The sequence below is a fragment of the Bartonella sp. AA16NXGY genome, assembly GCF_042197325.1.
Classification (GTDB): domain Bacteria; phylum Pseudomonadota; class Alphaproteobacteria; order Rhizobiales; family Rhizobiaceae; genus Bartonella.
Window position 1 is genome coordinate 109,891 of sequence record NZ_JBHIRR010000006.1, and the last position, 17,388, is coordinate 127,278.

The following is a 17,388-nucleotide window of genomic DNA, read 5'->3' on the forward strand; positions in this document are numbered from 1 at the left end:
ATTTAAAGAAGGGTATTGGTAATGTACTTTGATATTCATGAGACAATTTTGCCTGAAATGCTTAATCGTCTTGCAGAAATTACAGTGAAAGTGGGGTTGAATTTACAAGAGGGGCAGGATCTTGTTTTAACTGCTCCAGTTTCAGCGTTACCTTTTGTTCGGCGTATTGCATATCATGCTTATAAGGTTGGTGCTGGTGTCATTACACCAATTTTTAGTGATGATATGTTATCGCTTACACGGTTTGAAAATGCCCATACAGCTAGTTTTGATTGTGCCCCTTCTTGGCTTTATGAGGGAATGGCAAAGGCTTTTGAAAATGGGGCAGCGCGTTTAGCGATTGTTGGTGATAATCCTTTGCTCCTTTCCAATCAGGATTTTGATAAGGTTTCACGTTTAAATAAAGCCACTTCAATAGCTTACCAGCCGGCACTCAAGCAAATATCAAATTTTGCTATGAATTGGTCGATTGTTGCTTATCCAACAGCAGGATGGGCTGAGGCAATGTTTCCTTCTTTACCACTTAATGAGGCGATTAAAAAATTAGCCGATGCAATTTTTTCTGCTTCACGTGTTACAGGAGAAGATCCGGTGCAGGCGTGGACTGTTCATAATGCACATTTGAAGAAACGGTCATCTTGGCTTAATGAGCAGCGTTTTTCTGCCTTACACTTTACAGGGCCAAGGACTGATTTAACTGTTGGTTTGGCAGATGATCATGAATGGCATGGTGGTGCATCCGTTGCTCAAAATGGTGTTATTTGCAATCCGAATATTCCGACAGAAGAAGTTTTCACGACTCCTCATGCTCATAAGGTTGAAGGTTTCGTTCGCTCAACAAAGCCCCTTTCCTATCAAGGAACTCTGATTGATAATATTGAAGTACGTTTTGAAGCCGGGCGTATTGTTGAGGCTCGTGCATCAACAGGCCAAGAAGTTTTACAGCAGGTTTTGCAAAGTGATGAGGGTGCAAGCCGGTTGGGCGAAGTTGCCCTTGTGCCCCATTCTTCACCAATTTCTAAGAGTGGCCTCCTTTTTTATAATACCTTATTTGATGAAAATGCTGCATGTCATATTGCTTTAGGGCAGTGTTATTCCAAATGCTTTTTAGATGGGGCATCATTGACGTCAGAAGAGATTGCAGCACGTGGTGGGAATAAAAGTGTCATTCATATTGACTGGATGATTGGTTCTGGTGAAATTGACATAGATGGCATTACCCAAGATGGTGTAAGAGTTCCTGTATTTCGTAAGGGTGAATGGGCTTAATTTTGTTACCATAAAACACGGTCATTTGAGGTGGGGTGGGATGTAAGCTTTATTGATACGTTAAGTATTTTAGAGTGTGTGGTATATATTCAAGGCAGGGTTTGTCCATAAAGCCTTTAGTTAAATGATTCACATGAGTAGGAATCCAAGTAAAATCGACTCATCAAGAATTTGTTTAGTAGATGTAGAGGAAGTCTTCGTTTTTTGAGGGGGGAAGAAGTCAATTTATCAGTGATACGATTGGAAAGTGTATAATTATTAAAGAAGAGTAATGCCTGAGCTTCCTGAAGTAGAGACAGTTCGTCGTGGACTTGAGTCCGTTGTAACTGATGCAAAGATAGTATCTGTCAAACTTAATCGTAGAGATTTGCGCTTTCCTTTTCCTGAGGCTTTTTCTGAGCGCCTTATTGGCAGAACAATTATAGAACTTGGTCGGCGTGCGAAATATTTATTATTTCATCTTTCTCAGGATGAAACGATTTTAAGCCATTTAGGAATGTCTGGTTCATGGCGTATAGAGAATGATTTTTTAAGAAAAGCTTGTTCAGCGTCAAGTAAATTAGTTAAACATGATCATTTTGTCATGGATATTCAGACAAAGAATGGTGACGTTTATCGTCTTATTTATAATGATGTGCGTCGCTTTGGGTTTATGCTTTTAGTCGATACGGATAAGCTTTATGAACATCCACTTTTAAATAAGCTAGGTCTTGAACCTATAAGTAATTCGTTTTCTGGTCGTTATTTACAAAAGGCTTTTGTTAATAAAAAAATGTCTCTCAAGGGTGTTTTACTTGATCAGTCTATTGTTGCAGGTCTTGGGAATATTTATGTTTGTGAAGCACTTTGGCGGAGTCGTTTGTCTCCACAACGTGGTGCATTTACATTAGCATCAAAAACGGCACGTGCACGTGAATTTGCAGATTCTTTAGCACAAAATATACGCAATGTGATTTCTGAAGCCATTTTGTCTGGTGGCTCTTCTTTACGTGATTATATGCATATAGATGGTTCGCTTGGTTATTTTCAGCATGCTTTTTCAGTTTATGGACGAGAAGGCAAGCAATGTTTGGAATGTGGAGCGCCTATTATGCGCATTTTACAGGCTGGACGTTCAAGTTTTTACTGCTCACAATGTCAAAAATGAATAAGGTGTCTTGCAAAATCTTACAAGAGGCTTAAAGTCATCGCATCTATAATATAATTACACAAGGCTTGAAAGGTTTTTTTTATGCTGAATAAAGTACTAACACATCTTGATGGAAATATAGAGAAGAGCCTTGAACGCCTTTTTTCTCTTTTACGTTTTCAATCGATTTCTACAGACTCGGCTTACAAGGATGCATGTCGTAAAGCAGCTGATTGGTTAGTGGAGGATTTAAAAAGCATCGGTTTTGAGGCTTCACGCCGTGATACGCCGGGGCATCCAATGGTTGTTGGGCATCATCCTGGACCTTCAGATGATTGTTTGCATGTGCTGTTTTACGGACATTATGATGTTCAACCTGTTGATCCATTGAGTTTATGGGAGGATGATCCATTTACACCTTCTTTAAAAGAGAGAGATGGAGAGAAAGTTATTTGTGCTCGTGGAGCTTCAGATGACAAAGGTCAGTTGATGACTTTTATTGAAGCATGTCGTGCATTTAAGAAAGAAACAGGGCAGCTTCCTATTAAAGTTACTGTTTTATTTGAGGGAGAAGAAGAATGTGCTTCTCCTTCCCTTATTCCTTTTTTAAAAGCAAATACAGATGAACTTAAGGCAGATTATGCATTGGTTTGTGACACGTCAATGTGGGATGCGGATACACCATCTATTGCTCTTTCTCTTCGGGGAATTATGGCAGAAGAGATTATTATCACAGCAGCGAATCGTGATTTACATTCTGGTTATTTTGGAGGAGTAGCAGCTAACCCCATTCGTATTTTAACGAAAATCTTAGCAGGACTTCACGATGAAAATAATAGGGCAACACTTCCTGGTTTTTATGATGGCGTAGAAGAAACACCTCCACAAATTTTACAATCATGGAATGCACTTAATTGTACTGCTGAAAATTTTCTTGGTCCTATAGGACTTTCCGTTCCAGCTGGTGAAAAAGGGCGGAGCATTTTAGAGCTTGTATGGGCACGTCCTACCATGGAAATTAATGGTATTAGTGGCGGCTATGAAGGGGAAGGGATGAAAACGGTTATTGCTTCTCAAGCGAGTGCAAAAGTATCGTGTCGTTTGGTGCATAAGCAAGATCCAGAGAAAATACGCCAAGCGTTGCGTGATTATGTACGTAGCTCAATTCCTGCTGATTGTAAGGTTGAATTTAAGAATCACGGTTCTTCTCCGGCACTTCAGATTTCTGATGATTCATCTTTTATCAAGGAGGCGAAGGATGCTTTATCACAAGAGTGGGAAGTGCCTGCTGTTTTGACAGCCATGGGGGGCTCGATCCCAATTGTAGCAGATTTTCGGTCAATTCTTGGTATGGAAACTCTTTTGGTTGGTTTTGGACTGGCTGATGACCGTATTCATTCTCCTAATGAAAAATATAATTTAAAATCGTTTCATAAGGGGCAGCGGTCTTGGGCGCGTATTCTTGCTGCTTTAGCAAGTAGGAGGGTAAATGGCTGAGATTCGCGTTCATCAAGGTGATTTACCAAACTTAGACAATTATAAAACTGATGCCATTGCGATTGATACCGAGACTTTAGGATTACAACCCTATCGTGATCGTTTATGCGTTGTTCAGCTTTCTTCTGGAGATGGTACTGCTGACGTTATTCAGATTGCTAAAGAACAAAAGAGTGCACCAAATTTGATAAAATTGCTTGAGGATAACGCAATAACCAAAATATTTCATTTTGGGCGTTTTGATCTTGCTATTTTAGCGCATACATTTGGTGTTATGCCAGAGGCTATTTTTTGTACAAAGATTGCTTCGAAACTCACGCGCACTTATACGGATCGTCATGGCTTGAAAGAAATTTGTAATGAATTGCTGAATGTGAATATTTCTAAACAGCAACAATCTTCGGATTGGGCGGCAGAAACGTTATCACAGGCACAAATTGAATATGCTGCGTCGGATGTGTTATATTTACATCGTTTAAAGGTTATATTTGAAGAACGTTTAAGACGTGAAGAGCGAGAAAATGTTGCCAAGGCATGCTTTCAATTTTTGCCTATGAGAGCTAGGCTTGATCTTTTAGGATGGGCGGAAGTTGATATTTTTGCGCATAGCTAACTTTAAAATTGGCTTTTAATGGAGTTAATTATTGATGTGAGAGGATAAAATGCTTGTACATTATGGGCGTTTATCCTCTCATCTTTTCTGATAAGAATTATAATAAATTCTTAAGTGCTATTTCATTTGAAGTTTAGGCAATAAAAGTACTTTTGCGAATTCATATTTTTTATTTTTGTAACAGCTTTTATTTGAAACAAAGCAATTTTGAGGAGAGGCTGGAAACATACGGTAGGTTGGAAGACTTAAATCTCTGAAACCGGTATACAGCCTAATTGGAGGAGAATATGAATGTGTAAATGTAAAAAACCAATCTCATCTTTACCATCATTTTTAATTCTGCTTTACGACTTTCAAAAGTATTTAAAGCAATGTCTGTTAAATAATAGAGATTACGCATTGCCCCATACTTTTGTTTCTCATGTTTTTAATGGATTTACGTTCTTCGTGTAAAACAGAACGCTCTAAACGGAATATATTTGTGTTGCTAATTCATGTGCTTTTTGTAAAGAAACCGACACCCAAGTTCATTTTACGGTGGCGCTCATAAAAGATATAACAATAAAGCTTCCAATACCAATATAAAATCTATTGAACACTACCATCTTTATGCTTATGGAGTAACAAGCCGCTACCATCCACACAACTGTGCCAATTCCCAATGTTGTGTAAGTCTTTAGCACTTGAGACGGTTCATAAGAGGCATTTTTAGTCTTTTTTTTAGTGTTTTTTATCCACACAGCTCTCCCAACTTGTAACGTGCAAACAAATGGTTTTGATTGATTCAACATGAAAAAGATTTGGAATGAGAGAATCTTATGGTATTTAGAATTCTCAGTCAATATGAATAACGATAAATTATCATTATAAATCAGTATATTATATGAAGTTCGTATAGTTTATTATTTTCAGACGATACTTCGTGCCTTTATTTATTACTCAATAAGTAATTTCTATGTTGGCAGAGCAGGGCAATTTTCTTTTATTTTAAAATTAAAATGCTCCAAAGCTTTATTTTTAAAGATTCTCACTTTTTATCTATAAACATGCTATTTTTTCTGGAAATTTGCAATGAAGGCACTAGATAAAATCCATTATGAATATTTGATGAGGTTAAATTTATGAACATAAAATATTTTATTACAGCTTTTGCTACTTTTGCTTCAATCTCTATGGCTCAAGGTGCAAGTTTTTTAGCGTCTCAAAACCTTATACAGAGAGCATCTTCGGCTGTTCCTCCAATAGGTTTTTTTACTGGTGAACAGCTTCGCAAGTTATTATCTGAAGTTTTTCAGATAGAACTTTCTTGCACAAATAACAGCGAAAGCATAACAGCAGCTAAGTTAGTACCTGTGTTACATTCTGGTAAAAAAAGAGATCATTATCCTAAAAGAAGACTAGGGAAAAAAGGACGGCCAAACCTATTTGCACGAGGTCCAATGAGTTTTTAAAAAGTGAAAAAACAACATCAAGAAGTATAATATATGCTTTGAAGTTGAAAAAGAGGGATATTTTTTCTGCCAAATTCATGATTTTTAAAGCAAGGGGTGGGTTGAAAACTTTCAGAAAGATTTCTCATTTTTTCAGCTTTAAGGAGATTTCTATATAAGTTTTAATGTTTATCATACCGGTTGTCTGTCTTTAGGTATTTTTTTCAATTTCGTCTTGTAAAGGAGTATGAAATGATAGCCTACAAATAAGGCTGAATCTCTGAAAAAGACTTTACTATAAGGTTGAGAGAAGAAAAAAATGGTAAATATGTCAAAAAGGAATAAATGCCTAAATAAAAACAAAGAGCAAGCGTGATGAAATTGCATGTAATCTTGTTGCAGTCCATAGGGTAGTGGAGATCTTTTTCATGTGCGCTACAAGCGTTCTTTACAATGATGAAAAAATAATCAAAGTGCTATTCACATTTGGTTATGCGAAGGATGAAGCTAAAAACGTTGTTTGTATGAATTTAAATGGAACAGTTAGATTTAGCTGCCCTCAATATTGTAACGGTCTTCACTATTACAATATTGAGAGTATTAATAGGAAGCATTTTAGCTTTTAAATAGTTTTATTTATTCACACACTTGCTTGTTTGTGAGGTGCAGAGGGATGGTTTTGGTTTCTTTAATATAAAAAAGCTTAAGATAAGAGCATCGTCAATATTGCAGACGAATTAATATAAAAGATATTTTTTCATTATAAATCAATATATTATATTTTTATGTCAATAGCACACGCTTTACACGGAGGGTACTGTGACGCAGTTTTTTTATCAAAATGATAAAGGAGAGAAAACGTGAGGAAAAGAGACCATTTGTGCATGGGCATAGTTTTATTCTCATTTATTACAGATCAAGCAATTAAGGGTACTTTGATTGGCTTTTTGTTTTTTTTATAAGTGTATCATTTTTGCTACAGATATCTGAAGATGGTGCTCTATATGAAACGGTGTGTTCAAATAAATATTCAGCTATGGAGAGAAAATATGAATATGAAATGGTTAATAACAGCTTCTGCTTTCGCTTTTGTTTCAGCTTCAGCAGCACAAGCAGCAGATGTTATTGTTCCCCCAAGACCAACACCTGTTGCTCCCGTTATTGTTGCTCCAACTTTTTCTTGGACAGGTTTTTATGTTGGGGGCCAGATTGGTGGTTTTTCGGGTAAAACGAAAATGGATATTCTCAGTAATGGAAACAAGATTCCAGCGCCTGATGACCTTTTGCCTAAACTATCTGGTTTCATGGGGGGGCTTTATGCAGGTTCCAACGTTGATCTTGGTAATGGCCTTATTCTAGGTGTTGATACAGATATCATGTGGTCTAATAAAGATGACACGAAGACAGGAAAAACATATGTCATTGCCCCAGAACACATCAATTATATTAACAAGGTATTAAAAGACGCTGCAATTAATATTGGTAAAGATGCGCTTAAACCTGGTGCTAAACGAACCCACAGTTTCACTTTTAAAGAAAAGTGGGCTGGTGCAACGCGCGTGCGTATTGGTTTTGCAGCTGAACGCATTATGCCTTATGTTGCTGGTGGTATCGCTTATACACAGCTTCAAGATAGTGCGTTGATTTCAATAACAGATAAAGATTCAGACAAAGTAATCGCTTCTGGTACTCTGTCTGATGAAACAAAGACCCTTGTTGGTTACACCCTTGGTGCTGGTGTTGATTTAGCAATGACCAATAATATTATTGTACGTGCGGAATATCGTTACTCAGATTTTGGGAAAAAGAAATTCTCAAATGATAAATATGAGACTTCTTACAAAACCAATGATTTCCGTGTTGGTGTTGCTTACAAATTTTAACAGATGATAAGTTAAATAACAGAGGCTCTGTCTTTGACAGAGCCTCTGTTATTTTCTGTTGCCATATTATCACACAATACATAATTTATTGTGGATGTGAAAAGATATTATTCAGGTTTTCTTAAAAAAATCATAGACAATAAACAAGAATTACATTTAAAAACCAATAAGTTATTTATATATATATCTTTAGGTTTCTCGTACAAAATCAAGCTATGAAGCGATTTTGTCTGGGATGTGCCCTCCATTTTCTGTGACTGTATCATTTTTACTACAGCTTTTCTTTCTGTAATCTTGTAGCACTGTGCTCATAAATAAATTAGGAGCAAAGTTTATGAATATAAAATCTTTAGTAACAACTTCTGTTATCGCTATAGCAGCAGCTTCTGCAGCGCAAGCTGCTGATGTTATCATCCCTCGTGAAACAGCCCCAGCAGTCATCGCAGCAGCCCCTTCATTTTCTTGGACAGGCTTTTATATCGGTGGTCAAGTTGGTAACTTTTCAGGTAAAGTTGATGTAGTTGATTCAGAAACAAAAAAGAAAATTACAGATAAAGACTGGACACCTAAGCCTTCCGGTTTCATGGGTGGTATTTATGTAGGTTCCAACGTAGATCTTGGTAATGGCCTCATTCTAGGTGTTGAAACCGATGCAGTCTGGGCTGACCGCGAAGATTCAAAAGCGCATTCAGCAGTCATTGGAGCAATTGGCCTTGATGCTTTCAAAGATGAGCTTATAGCAGCGAAAGCTACACCTGCTACAGGAAAAACTATTGCTGGTATCGTGGCGACTGACAAACGTGTAGAGGGCACCTCTATAAAAGAAAAATGGTCTGGTGCAACACGCGTTCGTGTTGGTTTTGCAGCCGTTGATCGCATTATGCCTTATGTTGCTGGTGGTATTGCTTATACGCAGCTGCAAGTGGTTGATTCTCTTAAGGCAGCGACAGCTGATGGTGCCGAAATTGCTTCTGCTAAAGTGTTTGATGAAACGAAAACGATGGTTGGTTTCACTGTAGGTGGTGGTATTGATTTTGCAATGACAGACAATGTTTTATTGCGTGCAGAATATCGTTACTCAGACTATGGTAAAAAAGCATTTGTAAAGGACGGGGATAAATTAGCATACAAAACCAATGATTTCCGTGTAGGTGTTGCTTACAAATTCTAATTTCGTAAACAACGAAATAAACTTCCAAGAGGCTCTGTCAAAGACAGGGCCTCTATTCTTTTCTGTTGTTATATTATCACATACCCTATATTTATTAGGGGAGTAAAAGATATTATTTAGATTTTCTTAAAAAGATTTTTATAAATGACAGATAACAATTATGCCATAAAATCAATAATTTACACATACTTGTAACTTACAATTTCTTATGAAAATTCTTATGAAACGTGAAGTTATGAAATGACTTTATCTTGCGTCAACTTTCGTTTCCTATGATTGTATCATTTTACTACAGCGTTTTTTTAGTCGTATAATACTGTGCTCGTAAATAAATGAGGAGCAAAGTTTACGAATATAAAATCTTTAGTAACAACTTTTGTTATCGCTATGGCAGCAGCTTCTGTGGCAAAATCTTCTGATTTTATCATTCTTCGTGAAAAAGCTCCAGCAGTTATCACAGCCCCTTCATTTTCTTGTATAGATTTTTATCTTGGTAGTCAAGTTGGCAACTTTTCAAGTCAAAGTTGATGTATTTGATTTAGAGACAAAAGAAAAAACTTTAGATAAAGATGCACTACCTAAGTCTTCCGGTTTCATAGGTGGTATTTATTTTAGGTTCCAACATAGATCTTGAAAATGTCCTCATTCTAGGTGTTGAAACCGATGCAGTCTGGGCAGACCGAGGAGAGACGAAGACGGTCTCAAAGATTCTTGTGATTGATGATTTTAATGATAAATTTAAAGATGCTGGTGTCACATTAGATGAAGATGAAAAGTTTCAAAAGGGTGACACAGCAGTGTATTGCATTGGTTTCAAAGAAAATGGTCTGGTGCAACACGGGTTCGTGTTGGTTTTTCCATCGCTGACAGTATTATGCCTTATGTGGCTGATGGTATTGCTTATGCGCAAATACAGGGTGTTGGTAAAGTTTCAGGAACAAAAAAATTGGCAAATGGGTAAGCCAAGTAAAGAAGTTTCTGCTACAGTATTTGATAAAATAAAAACGATGGAGGGTTTCACCCTTGGTGGTGGTATAGATTTCGCGATGACAGATCATGTTCTGCTTCGTGCGGAGTACCGGTACTCAGACTTTGGTAAGAAGGAATATAAAAAGGATTACCTTAAACTAGGCTACACAACCAATGACTTTCGTGTAAGTATCGCTTACAAGTTCTAATTTCATCAAAAGTGCAATTATGAATAAAAAGTATTAATAAAAAGTTAAATTCTCAAGAGATCTTGACTTTTACAAAACCGCTGTTTTCTGGGGTTTATTTGTGTGATTGTGACATTTTTACTACAGCTTTTCTATTTATAATCTTGTAAGGTCGTTTTATAGTTAATTTAGGAGCAAAATTATGAATACAAAATCTTTAATAGCAACTTCTATTGCCGCTTTAATTTCAGTTTCTGCAGCACAAGCTGCTGATATTATCATCTCTCGTGAAACAGCCCCAGCAGTTATCGCAGCAGCCCCTTCGTTTTCTTGGACAGGTTTTTATCTTGGTGGTCAAGTTGGCAACTTTTCGAGTAAAACTAAAGTAACTATTCCAGGAGCAGACAAAGAACTTTTCAAAAAAGATAACACACCTAGTCCTTCTGGTTTCATGGGTGGCATTTATGCCGGATCTAACGTAGACCTCGGAAATGGTCTCGTTCTCGGTGTTGAAACCGATGCAGTTTGGGCAGACCGTGAAGAATCAAAAAAAGCCCGTGAATTGACTCTTACTGAAAAAGATGCAGCAAATTTTAATGATGCCCTTGAAAAAGCTAAGGTTGAATTAAAAGGTCAGCAACGGTTTGAAAACGGTGACAAGGTAACAGAAACGCACAGTTACAAAGAAAAATGGTCTGGTGCGACACGTGTCCGTATCGGTTTTGCTGCTGTTGACCGTATTATGCCTTATGTTGCTGGTGGTATTGCCTATGCGCAGGTGCAGGGCATTCAATCCGTTGCAGGAAAAGGAGAGAGAGCTAAAGTTGAGCAGAAAGCTGACGGGGATGGAAAAGTGCCAGAGGCAGGGGCTAAGCAAGCCATAGATTTGACTGGTGGCACTTGGGCTGATGACACGAAGACAATGCTTGGTTTCACTATTGGTGGTGGAGTTGACTTTGCAATGACAGACAACGTTCTTTTACGTGCTGAATACCGTTACTCCGATTTTGGTAAAAAGAAATTCGCCAACGATACACGTGAATTCAACTACAAAACCAATGACTTCCGTGTAGGTGTCGCTTACAAATTCTAATTTCGTAAAAATGAAATTATCAGCACAAAAAATACTAAGGCCTCGTTTAACGGGGCCTTTATTTTATTATCTCTCTATTTTATTCCTCTTAATCTCTTCATTTTTAATGGGATCATACTCCTCATGCAAAACAGAACGCCCTAAACGGAATATACTTGTTGTTGTGTATTCACACATTTTTTTTAAATAAATATTTTTCAAAGTACATCAATCTCACTTATGTCTTTGGAAAAGATTTGAATATTTTAGGCTCTGATGTTCAAACAAAGGATAAACTTCTCTTGCAAGCTGAGAGCAATGTTTCTATTGATGCCACACGCAACAGTACCAATAGTCATCGCGGGGATCAAACCTTTCATGTCGCCGTGCACAATGGCTCTCATTTAAGTTCTGGAAAAGAGACCACTGTTCTCTCTGGAAAAGATATCCATATGGCTGCTTCCGATATAGATGCCAAGGGCAATGTTGCTCTTGGCGCCCAAGGGGAGGTAACAATAGGGGTAAGAAACGATGAGATGGAGTATCATCTTCGCACCAAAAACACGAAAGTGGATATGCAAGCCTCTCATGCCGTTGGCTCTTCGATAAAATCGGGAGGTGACACCACTGTCATTGCAGGGCAGGATGGCAAACCGCATGATCTTAGCGTCACAGGTAGTTCCATTGCGGCTGATGGCAAGGTGGGGCTGAAAGCCAGCAACGATATTCTCATCAATAATGCAGAGGATAGCTTACATTATGAGATGTCGTACCATAAAGACGGTGGGGTGTTTAGTAGCAGCAAATCTGAGCATAACAAGATGGATGTGCGCCAAGTTGTGGGGTCGAGCATAACAGGGGGTGAAGGCATTGCCATTGACTCAGGAAATAACACGGAAGTTGTCGCCTCGACGCTCATAGCCGGTAAGGCAGAGGAAACGTCAGGAGAGAAAGCACTGGGAGATCAAAAACAAGCGGATATTACCATTCACTCTGGGGGAAAGATTACTATCAAAGGCGCCCAAGAACACTTGGATCAGCAAGCACAATCGTCTTCAAGTGGCTTTTTGCATGAGGAATCGTCCGATACATCTCAATCGCATACCACAACGGTCTCCTCTATCCTTGGGGCAACGGGCGACATTATCACGCAATCAGACAAAGAGACCACAATCACGGCTTCTCATCTGCTTTCCGGTCAAGATATCAATGTGAGCGGAGAAAGTGTGACGATTGATGGCATGACAGATCATCATAAAAGCCATTCAGAGACCCATGAAACGGGTTTTGGTGTGGGATCAGGCAAGGGCTTTGTGTCGATATACGGGAGTGAGGGAAAGACAGAAAATGAAGAGAGTTTTGAGCATCAAGGTTCTTCTCTCAATGCGGATGGCAATATCAACATCACTGCCAAGAAAAAAGATGTGAAAATTGTTGGCTCTGACCTTGCAGGGGAAAATGTTAATCTTACCGCAGCTCGTGATGTGAATGTTTCACCTGGTCATAATAGCCATTCCTCAAGCTCAAAGGAAGAACGTACAGGCTTTGGCATTCAGTTTGAAAAGAGCAACAGCGGTGTTTCTGTAGGTGTTGGAATTGCAAGCGCCAAAGATACGGGCGATCAATGGGAAACCACTTCCACACAATCACACATCACGGCACGCCAAGATGTGCAGATTACTGCTGACAATGATGTGAATTTACAAGCAGCCATTGTTTCGGCGGATCGTGATGTCAACATTGATGCCGGCAATAATATCACCCTATCAGAAAGCTATGATACCTCTAACGCAAAAGAAAAGCATGAAAAGTCTTTTGCTGGTGTGACAGGCTCTGTCAATGTGGGTATTCTTGGTACAGTAAAAGATGTAAAGGATGCAGCCAAACGTTTTGGTCATGGGGATACAAAACACAAAATCGGCAATGGTCTTATTGCTGGTCTAAAAGGCTATGATCTCTATAGCAAAGGCAAAGGTCTTTATAATGAGATGAAGGGTGGAAACCTTAAACAGTCTATTCGTGATATTGCTGATGTTTCTGCTAGCGTAACCGTGGGCTTTAAGACAGAGAAGGCAGAAGCCTCTGTTCAGACTTCTACCGCGGTAACAGGTACAATAGAAGCAGGACGCGCTGTTAATATGCAAGCCCACAAAGGTAGCATCCATGGTGTTGGAGCTGATATTATCGCTGGTACCAATCCAGTCTATGCAAATGATGAGCAGAGTGGGAATGCTACATTTATATGCAATCAATAACTTATATAAAGGTAAGGGAATTTTAATTCCATTGATTTTATTAACTTATTTTTATGTCTATCCCGAACTTTTTTATAGCTTATTCTCAATCATTTTATCCAAATATGTAATCAGATTTTCCAGTATCTTACTTGACTCTTATTTTTATAAATCGTATAGTAATAGTATACGATAAGGGGTGCTAATGGCAATTGTGAGTTTCAGACATAAGGGCTTAAAATTATTTTATACAACAGGTTCCACAAAAGCTATTCGACCAGATCACGTAAAGAAATTACGCGTTATCTTAACGGCTTTAACAAGTGCTACCACGCCCGAAATGTTGAAAGCACCTGCCTTTAAAATGCATCCTCTTAAAGGTGAACTTACAGGATACTATTCTATATGGGTGAATGGAAATTGGCGTGTTACTTTTCGCTTTATAGGAACAGATGTGGAGCTTGTTGATTATCAAGATTACCATTGATGAAAGGAACGAAAATAATGATGCATAACCCCGCACATCCGGGCGAAGTTCTAAAAGTAGCTTTCTTAGACGAAATGGGGATAACAATACAAAAGTTAGCTAATCATCTCCATATGACAAGAGCTTCTCTATCAAGAGTGATTAACGGACATGCCTCTATGAGTACCGAACTTGCAGTGAAATTAGAACTAGCTGGTTTTAGTAAAGCGAAATTTTGGCTGGATATGCAAACAAATTATAATTTATGGCAAACAATGCAACAGACACAACCACCTATTTCTCCTCTGGTTTCTGAAGCACATCAAACGTCGCTTTGATTTCGTTTATAATTTTGACGGGGCTTTAGTTTTTTAGCTTCCGCCCGTTGCTCTAACCTTTTTGAAGTTTTTTAATGGCTTCTATTGCAAGGCGTTTTCTATCGGCTGTTTTGGTATAAAGAGATGCCATTTTATCTTCTGTCCAGCCAAAAAGCGCTTTCATTTGCGAAACTGTCGCACCAGCATTGGCTGCACGTGTTGCTGCTAATTTTTGCAATCCGTGCGCTGATTTTTTAATACCCGCCGCATTACATGCTTCACGAAAGAGGTTGCCAAAACTTTCTTTGACAAGCTTATTTCCACCTTTACCACAAATGAATGTTTGATCACCTATGGGACCAATTTTAAGGGTTTCCTCTAGTTCTGGTAAAATAGGAAGAAAAACATCTGTTTTAAATTGGCTCTTTTCTGTTTTGAGATAAATGATATTATCTTTGACGTCTTTCCAGCCGATACGAACGGCATCACCACGACGCAAGCCTGTATAAAGAAGAACATCAATCCAGACGCGTTCATGTGTACCATGTGACCAACGGTGATAATATTTGTCTATGTCCTCTTCTAGCCATGGCAGCAATCCCTCACTGTTTAAAGATTTTGGTGCTTTTATATTAAAGGCAGGATTTCTATTTAAAAGGGCATTATCAACCGCCCAATTAAAGAGACCGTTTAAAGAGGTCAAAAAATGTTTTGCCGCCGCGGGGGTCTCTCGCCTTCTGTCTACGGCTTCAAGAATGTGTTGTTTGTTTATGCTTTTATATGCACGATCACCGATATGTTTAGAAACATTATTCAGAATTCGATATTTAACTTTTTTAGTAGATTCTGATTGATTATGCCATTGCATGCTTTGTAAATACTGATGCAACAACCAATCGAAAGACCCTTCTGTGAGTCTGGTACGCCTCTTTGTTTTGGAGGAGCCATTTTGCGCTTGTTTAATAGCCAGCATATAATTGTCAACAAACTCTTGCGTTCCATAGGTTCCTTCAATCCGAAACCGTGGTCCATGACCAATACGTACATACCATATAACTTTACCATGGCGTGTACGTTCACGAACAAGATGCGGTGGACGGCGTTTTGGCATGGCTAAAACTTTATACCGTCGACAGAGGGGCAACTTTTGCTGGTCTCGTAGTCTTCTTGCTCGTTTTCAAGTGGTGGAAAATCGTCAATGCTATAAGTATTATCTGTCGTTGTTGGTGTTATGGTTTTATTGATATGAATTAATAATTCCCCTGTAGGTTTGATTTCTATGAGTTCACATCCTTGTTTTTTAGCTTCTCTTAAAGCACGAGCAATAGCTGGTTGCGTGATAGTAGGTGGGCGGTGTGGCATGTTTATTCCCCTTCATTTTAGATGTAATTCACTCGTGGCGTGAATCACGCTGGTGTTTAAAAGTTGGTTTTTCGGTGTTAGAAACGGCTTATAGAGATACTATAAGAATAGTAGTTCGTATTTCTTTTCCATTATTGCCTCTCGCCCGTTGTGATGATTTCATCATTGATGATCTCTGCGTTTCCATGAATAAATGCATAACCATAGATTTTGGCATTTCCCCCAACTTTTGCTCTGATGGAAATCAATGAACTGTCATAAATTTTAGCATTTCCATAAATTTCAGCTTTTCCACTAATAAATGCACCACCGGAAACTTGTGCATTCTCGTAGATTTGTGCACTGGCAAAAACACGAGCATGTCCAAAAATCTGCGCATTGCCAAAAATATTAGTTTCTCCGGTAACAGATGCACTACCAAAAACACATGCATTTTCGTAAATATCAGCAATGTTATCAATATAAGCATCACCAAAAACCTTGGCTTTGTCATAAACTCTTGCATGACCATCCACACGAGCGTTTCCATAAACATGTGCATCACCAAAAACCTTGGCATAACCATAGACTTTTGCATCATCGCCTACCCAGCAATTGCCATCATGACTTAGATTGTCTTCTTTTTGTATAAAACCGCCTAGGTCATCTGCTTTAACATCATCAAAATCCCTTAAAGCACGAATACGGTGAAGGGTTTTGCCATCAAACACAATTGTTTCATCAGTGATCTCGTATTTTTTCATCTGTTTTTTTCTCTAGTTGAGATTCTTTTATCGTCATCAATCCAGTCGTTCCAACATACACATGCTTCACCGTAAATTTTTGCATGACCGTAAACATGCGCATCACCGTAAACTTGCGTATTGCCGTAAACACGCGCCCTATCGTAAATGTATGGCTCTTCGTAAACTTGTGCATTGCCATAAACTTCTGCATTATCAAAAACGCTAGGTTCACCGCAAATATATGCATCACCGTAAATTTCTGCATGACCGTAAATGCATGGTTCATCGAAAACTTCTGCTTTGCCATAAATACGAGAATTGCCGTAAACATGTGCATAACCGTAAACTTGTGCATTTTCGTAAACCTTAGCATCACCAAAAACCTTGGCATAACCATAAACCTCTGCATTATGGGAAACGCATGCCTCACCGTAAACGTGTGCATTGTCATAAATTTTAGCATCACCATAAATCCTTGCACTATCGCCTACATGTCCGTCTTTAATTTTTGCATTGCCATAAACTTCTGCCTTATCGGAAACGTATGCACAACCGTAAACCTCTGCCCTACCGTAAACTTCTGCATCACCGTAAACTTTTGCTTCTCCATAAATTTCTGCCCTACCGTAAACGCGCGCTTCATCGTAAACGCATGCGCTCTCGTAAACATGTGCATTATCGGAAACTTTTGCTTCATCGAAAACAAGTGCATTGCCATAAACACGTGCATCTCCAAAAACACAAGCCTTATACCAAATCCAACAATTGCCCTCATGGGATAAGTTGCCTTCATGCTCTATAAGACCACCTAGGCTGCCTGCTTTAATACCACCAAAGTCTCGTAAGGCACGAATGCGGTGGAGAGTTTTACCTTCAATCTCAGTTGTTTCATCAGTCAGTTCATATTTATTTTCCATGGTTTATTTCCTTGATTTGCGTACAATCCACCCGTGGCGTGAATCACGCATGTGTTGAAAGTTGTTAGGAATGGGTGGGAGTGCTGGGAGGAGAGAGCACCCCCATAGGTTTAAGCAGCTTTTGCCAAAATCTTTTGCATCTCTTG

Annotated in this window: 16 protein-coding genes and 2 pseudogenes; 13 read left to right on the plus strand and 5 right to left on the minus strand. The window is 38.7% G+C overall.

Going from position 1 to position 17,388, the window contains the following annotated elements; genetic code table 11:
* Positions 1 to 21: 21 nt before the first annotated feature.
* From ACFINK_RS05220 to ACFINK_RS05235, 4 genes are all read left to right on the plus strand, one after another.
* A complete protein-coding gene (locus ACFINK_RS05220; protein ID WP_375638371.1) occupies positions 22 to 1,269 on the plus strand; it encodes an aminopeptidase in 1,248 nt (415 codons plus the stop codon).
* A 271-nt stretch (positions 1,270 to 1,540) separates the two neighbouring features.
* Entirely contained in the window at positions 1,541 to 2,416 is an 876-nt protein-coding gene (mutM, locus tag ACFINK_RS05225; RefSeq protein ID WP_375613328.1) for a bifunctional DNA-formamidopyrimidine glycosylase/DNA-(apurinic or apyrimidinic site) lyase, read from the plus strand.
* An 84-nt stretch (positions 2,417 to 2,500) separates the two neighbouring features.
* Positions 2,501 to 3,895: a M20/M25/M40 family metallo-hydrolase gene (locus tag ACFINK_RS05230; RefSeq protein WP_375611787.1), complete on the plus strand. Its 1,395-nt coding sequence runs from the start codon at positions 2,501 to 2,503 to the stop codon at positions 3,893 to 3,895.
* Positions 3,888 to 4,508: a ribonuclease D gene (locus ACFINK_RS05235; RefSeq protein WP_375632307.1), complete on the plus strand. Its 621-nt coding sequence runs from the start codon at positions 3,888 to 3,890 to the stop codon at positions 4,506 to 4,508. The genes ACFINK_RS05230 and ACFINK_RS05235 overlap by 8 nt, the downstream gene beginning before the upstream one ends.
* 248 nt (positions 4,509 to 4,756) lie before the next feature.
* On the opposite strand, the pseudogene ACFINK_RS05240 reads toward ACFINK_RS05235, so the two are convergent.
* A pseudogene (locus tag ACFINK_RS05240) lies at positions 4,757 to 5,205 on the minus strand (integrase); the annotation flags it as partial.
* 424 nt (positions 5,206 to 5,629) lie between these two features.
* On the opposite strand from ACFINK_RS05240, the gene ACFINK_RS05245 reads away from it, so the two are divergent.
* The 9 genes and pseudogenes from ACFINK_RS05245 (at position 5,630) to ACFINK_RS05285 (ending at position 14,259) form a co-directional block, all read left to right on the plus strand.
* Positions 5,630 to 5,959: a hypothetical protein gene (locus tag ACFINK_RS05245; RefSeq protein WP_375638372.1), complete on the plus strand. Its 330-nt coding sequence runs from the start codon at positions 5,630 to 5,632 to the stop codon at positions 5,957 to 5,959.
* Positions 5,960 to 6,987: 1,028 nt separating this feature from the next.
* Positions 6,988 to 7,821, plus strand: coding sequence for an outer membrane protein (locus ACFINK_RS05250; protein WP_375621215.1), 834 nt, complete (start codon positions 6,988 to 6,990; stop codon positions 7,819 to 7,821).
* 334 nt (positions 7,822 to 8,155) lie between these two features.
* Positions 8,156 to 8,992, plus strand: coding sequence for a porin (locus ACFINK_RS05255; RefSeq protein WP_375638373.1), 837 nt, complete (start codon positions 8,156 to 8,158; stop codon positions 8,990 to 8,992).
* 387 nt (positions 8,993 to 9,379) lie between these two features.
* Positions 9,380 to 9,520 carry a hypothetical protein gene (locus ACFINK_RS05260; protein WP_375638374.1) on the plus strand — a complete coding sequence of 47 codons (141 nt, stop codon included), beginning with the start codon at positions 9,380 to 9,382 and terminating at the stop codon, positions 9,518 to 9,520.
* Between the two features lie 71 nt (positions 9,521 to 9,591).
* Positions 9,592 to 10,170 carry an outer membrane protein gene (locus tag ACFINK_RS05265; RefSeq protein ID WP_375638375.1) on the plus strand — a complete coding sequence of 193 codons (579 nt, stop codon included), beginning with the start codon at positions 9,592 to 9,594 and terminating at the stop codon, positions 10,168 to 10,170.
* 181 nt (positions 10,171 to 10,351) lie between these two features.
* Positions 10,352 to 11,242 carry an outer membrane protein gene (locus ACFINK_RS05270; RefSeq protein ID WP_375638376.1) on the plus strand — a complete coding sequence of 297 codons (891 nt, stop codon included), beginning with the start codon at positions 10,352 to 10,354 and terminating at the stop codon, positions 11,240 to 11,242.
* A gap of 215 nt (positions 11,243 to 11,457) precedes the next feature.
* Positions 11,458 to 13,476: pseudogene (locus ACFINK_RS05275) on the plus strand (hemagglutinin repeat-containing protein); the annotation flags it as partial.
* Between the two features lie 184 nt (positions 13,477 to 13,660).
* On the plus strand, positions 13,661 to 13,942 hold the full coding sequence (locus ACFINK_RS05280; protein WP_183194586.1) for a type II toxin-antitoxin system RelE/ParE family toxin: 282 nt from the start codon (positions 13,661 to 13,663) through the stop codon (positions 13,940 to 13,942).
* Between the two features lie 17 nt (positions 13,943 to 13,959).
* Positions 13,960 to 14,259 (plus strand): HigA family addiction module antitoxin, encoded by a 300-nt coding sequence (locus ACFINK_RS05285; protein WP_183194585.1) that lies wholly within the window; start codon positions 13,960 to 13,962, stop codon positions 14,257 to 14,259.
* 52 nt (positions 14,260 to 14,311) lie between these two features.
* On the opposite strand, the gene ACFINK_RS05290 is transcribed toward ACFINK_RS05285, so the two are convergent.
* From ACFINK_RS05290 to ACFINK_RS05305, 4 genes are all read right to left on the minus strand, one after another.
* Positions 14,312 to 15,349 (minus strand): tyrosine-type recombinase/integrase, encoded by a 1,038-nt coding sequence (locus ACFINK_RS05290; protein WP_375638377.1) that lies wholly within the window; start codon positions 15,347 to 15,349, stop codon positions 14,312 to 14,314.
* 2 nt (positions 15,350 to 15,351) lie between these two features.
* The gene (locus tag ACFINK_RS05295) at positions 15,352 to 15,600 is read right to left on the minus strand and encodes a hypothetical protein (RefSeq protein WP_015857131.1); all 249 of its coding nucleotides are present in this window, start codon (positions 15,598 to 15,600) and stop codon (positions 15,352 to 15,354) included.
* Between the two features lie 131 nt (positions 15,601 to 15,731).
* Entirely contained in the window at positions 15,732 to 16,343 is a 612-nt protein-coding gene (locus tag ACFINK_RS05300) for an LbetaH domain-containing protein (RefSeq protein WP_375638378.1), read from the minus strand.
* On the minus strand, positions 16,340 to 17,242 hold the full coding sequence (locus ACFINK_RS05305; protein ID WP_375638379.1) for a hypothetical protein: 903 nt from the start codon (positions 17,240 to 17,242) through the stop codon (positions 16,340 to 16,342). Before ACFINK_RS05305 ends, ACFINK_RS05300 begins: the two co-directional genes overlap by 4 nt.
* Positions 17,243 to 17,388 lie beyond the last annotated feature (146 nt).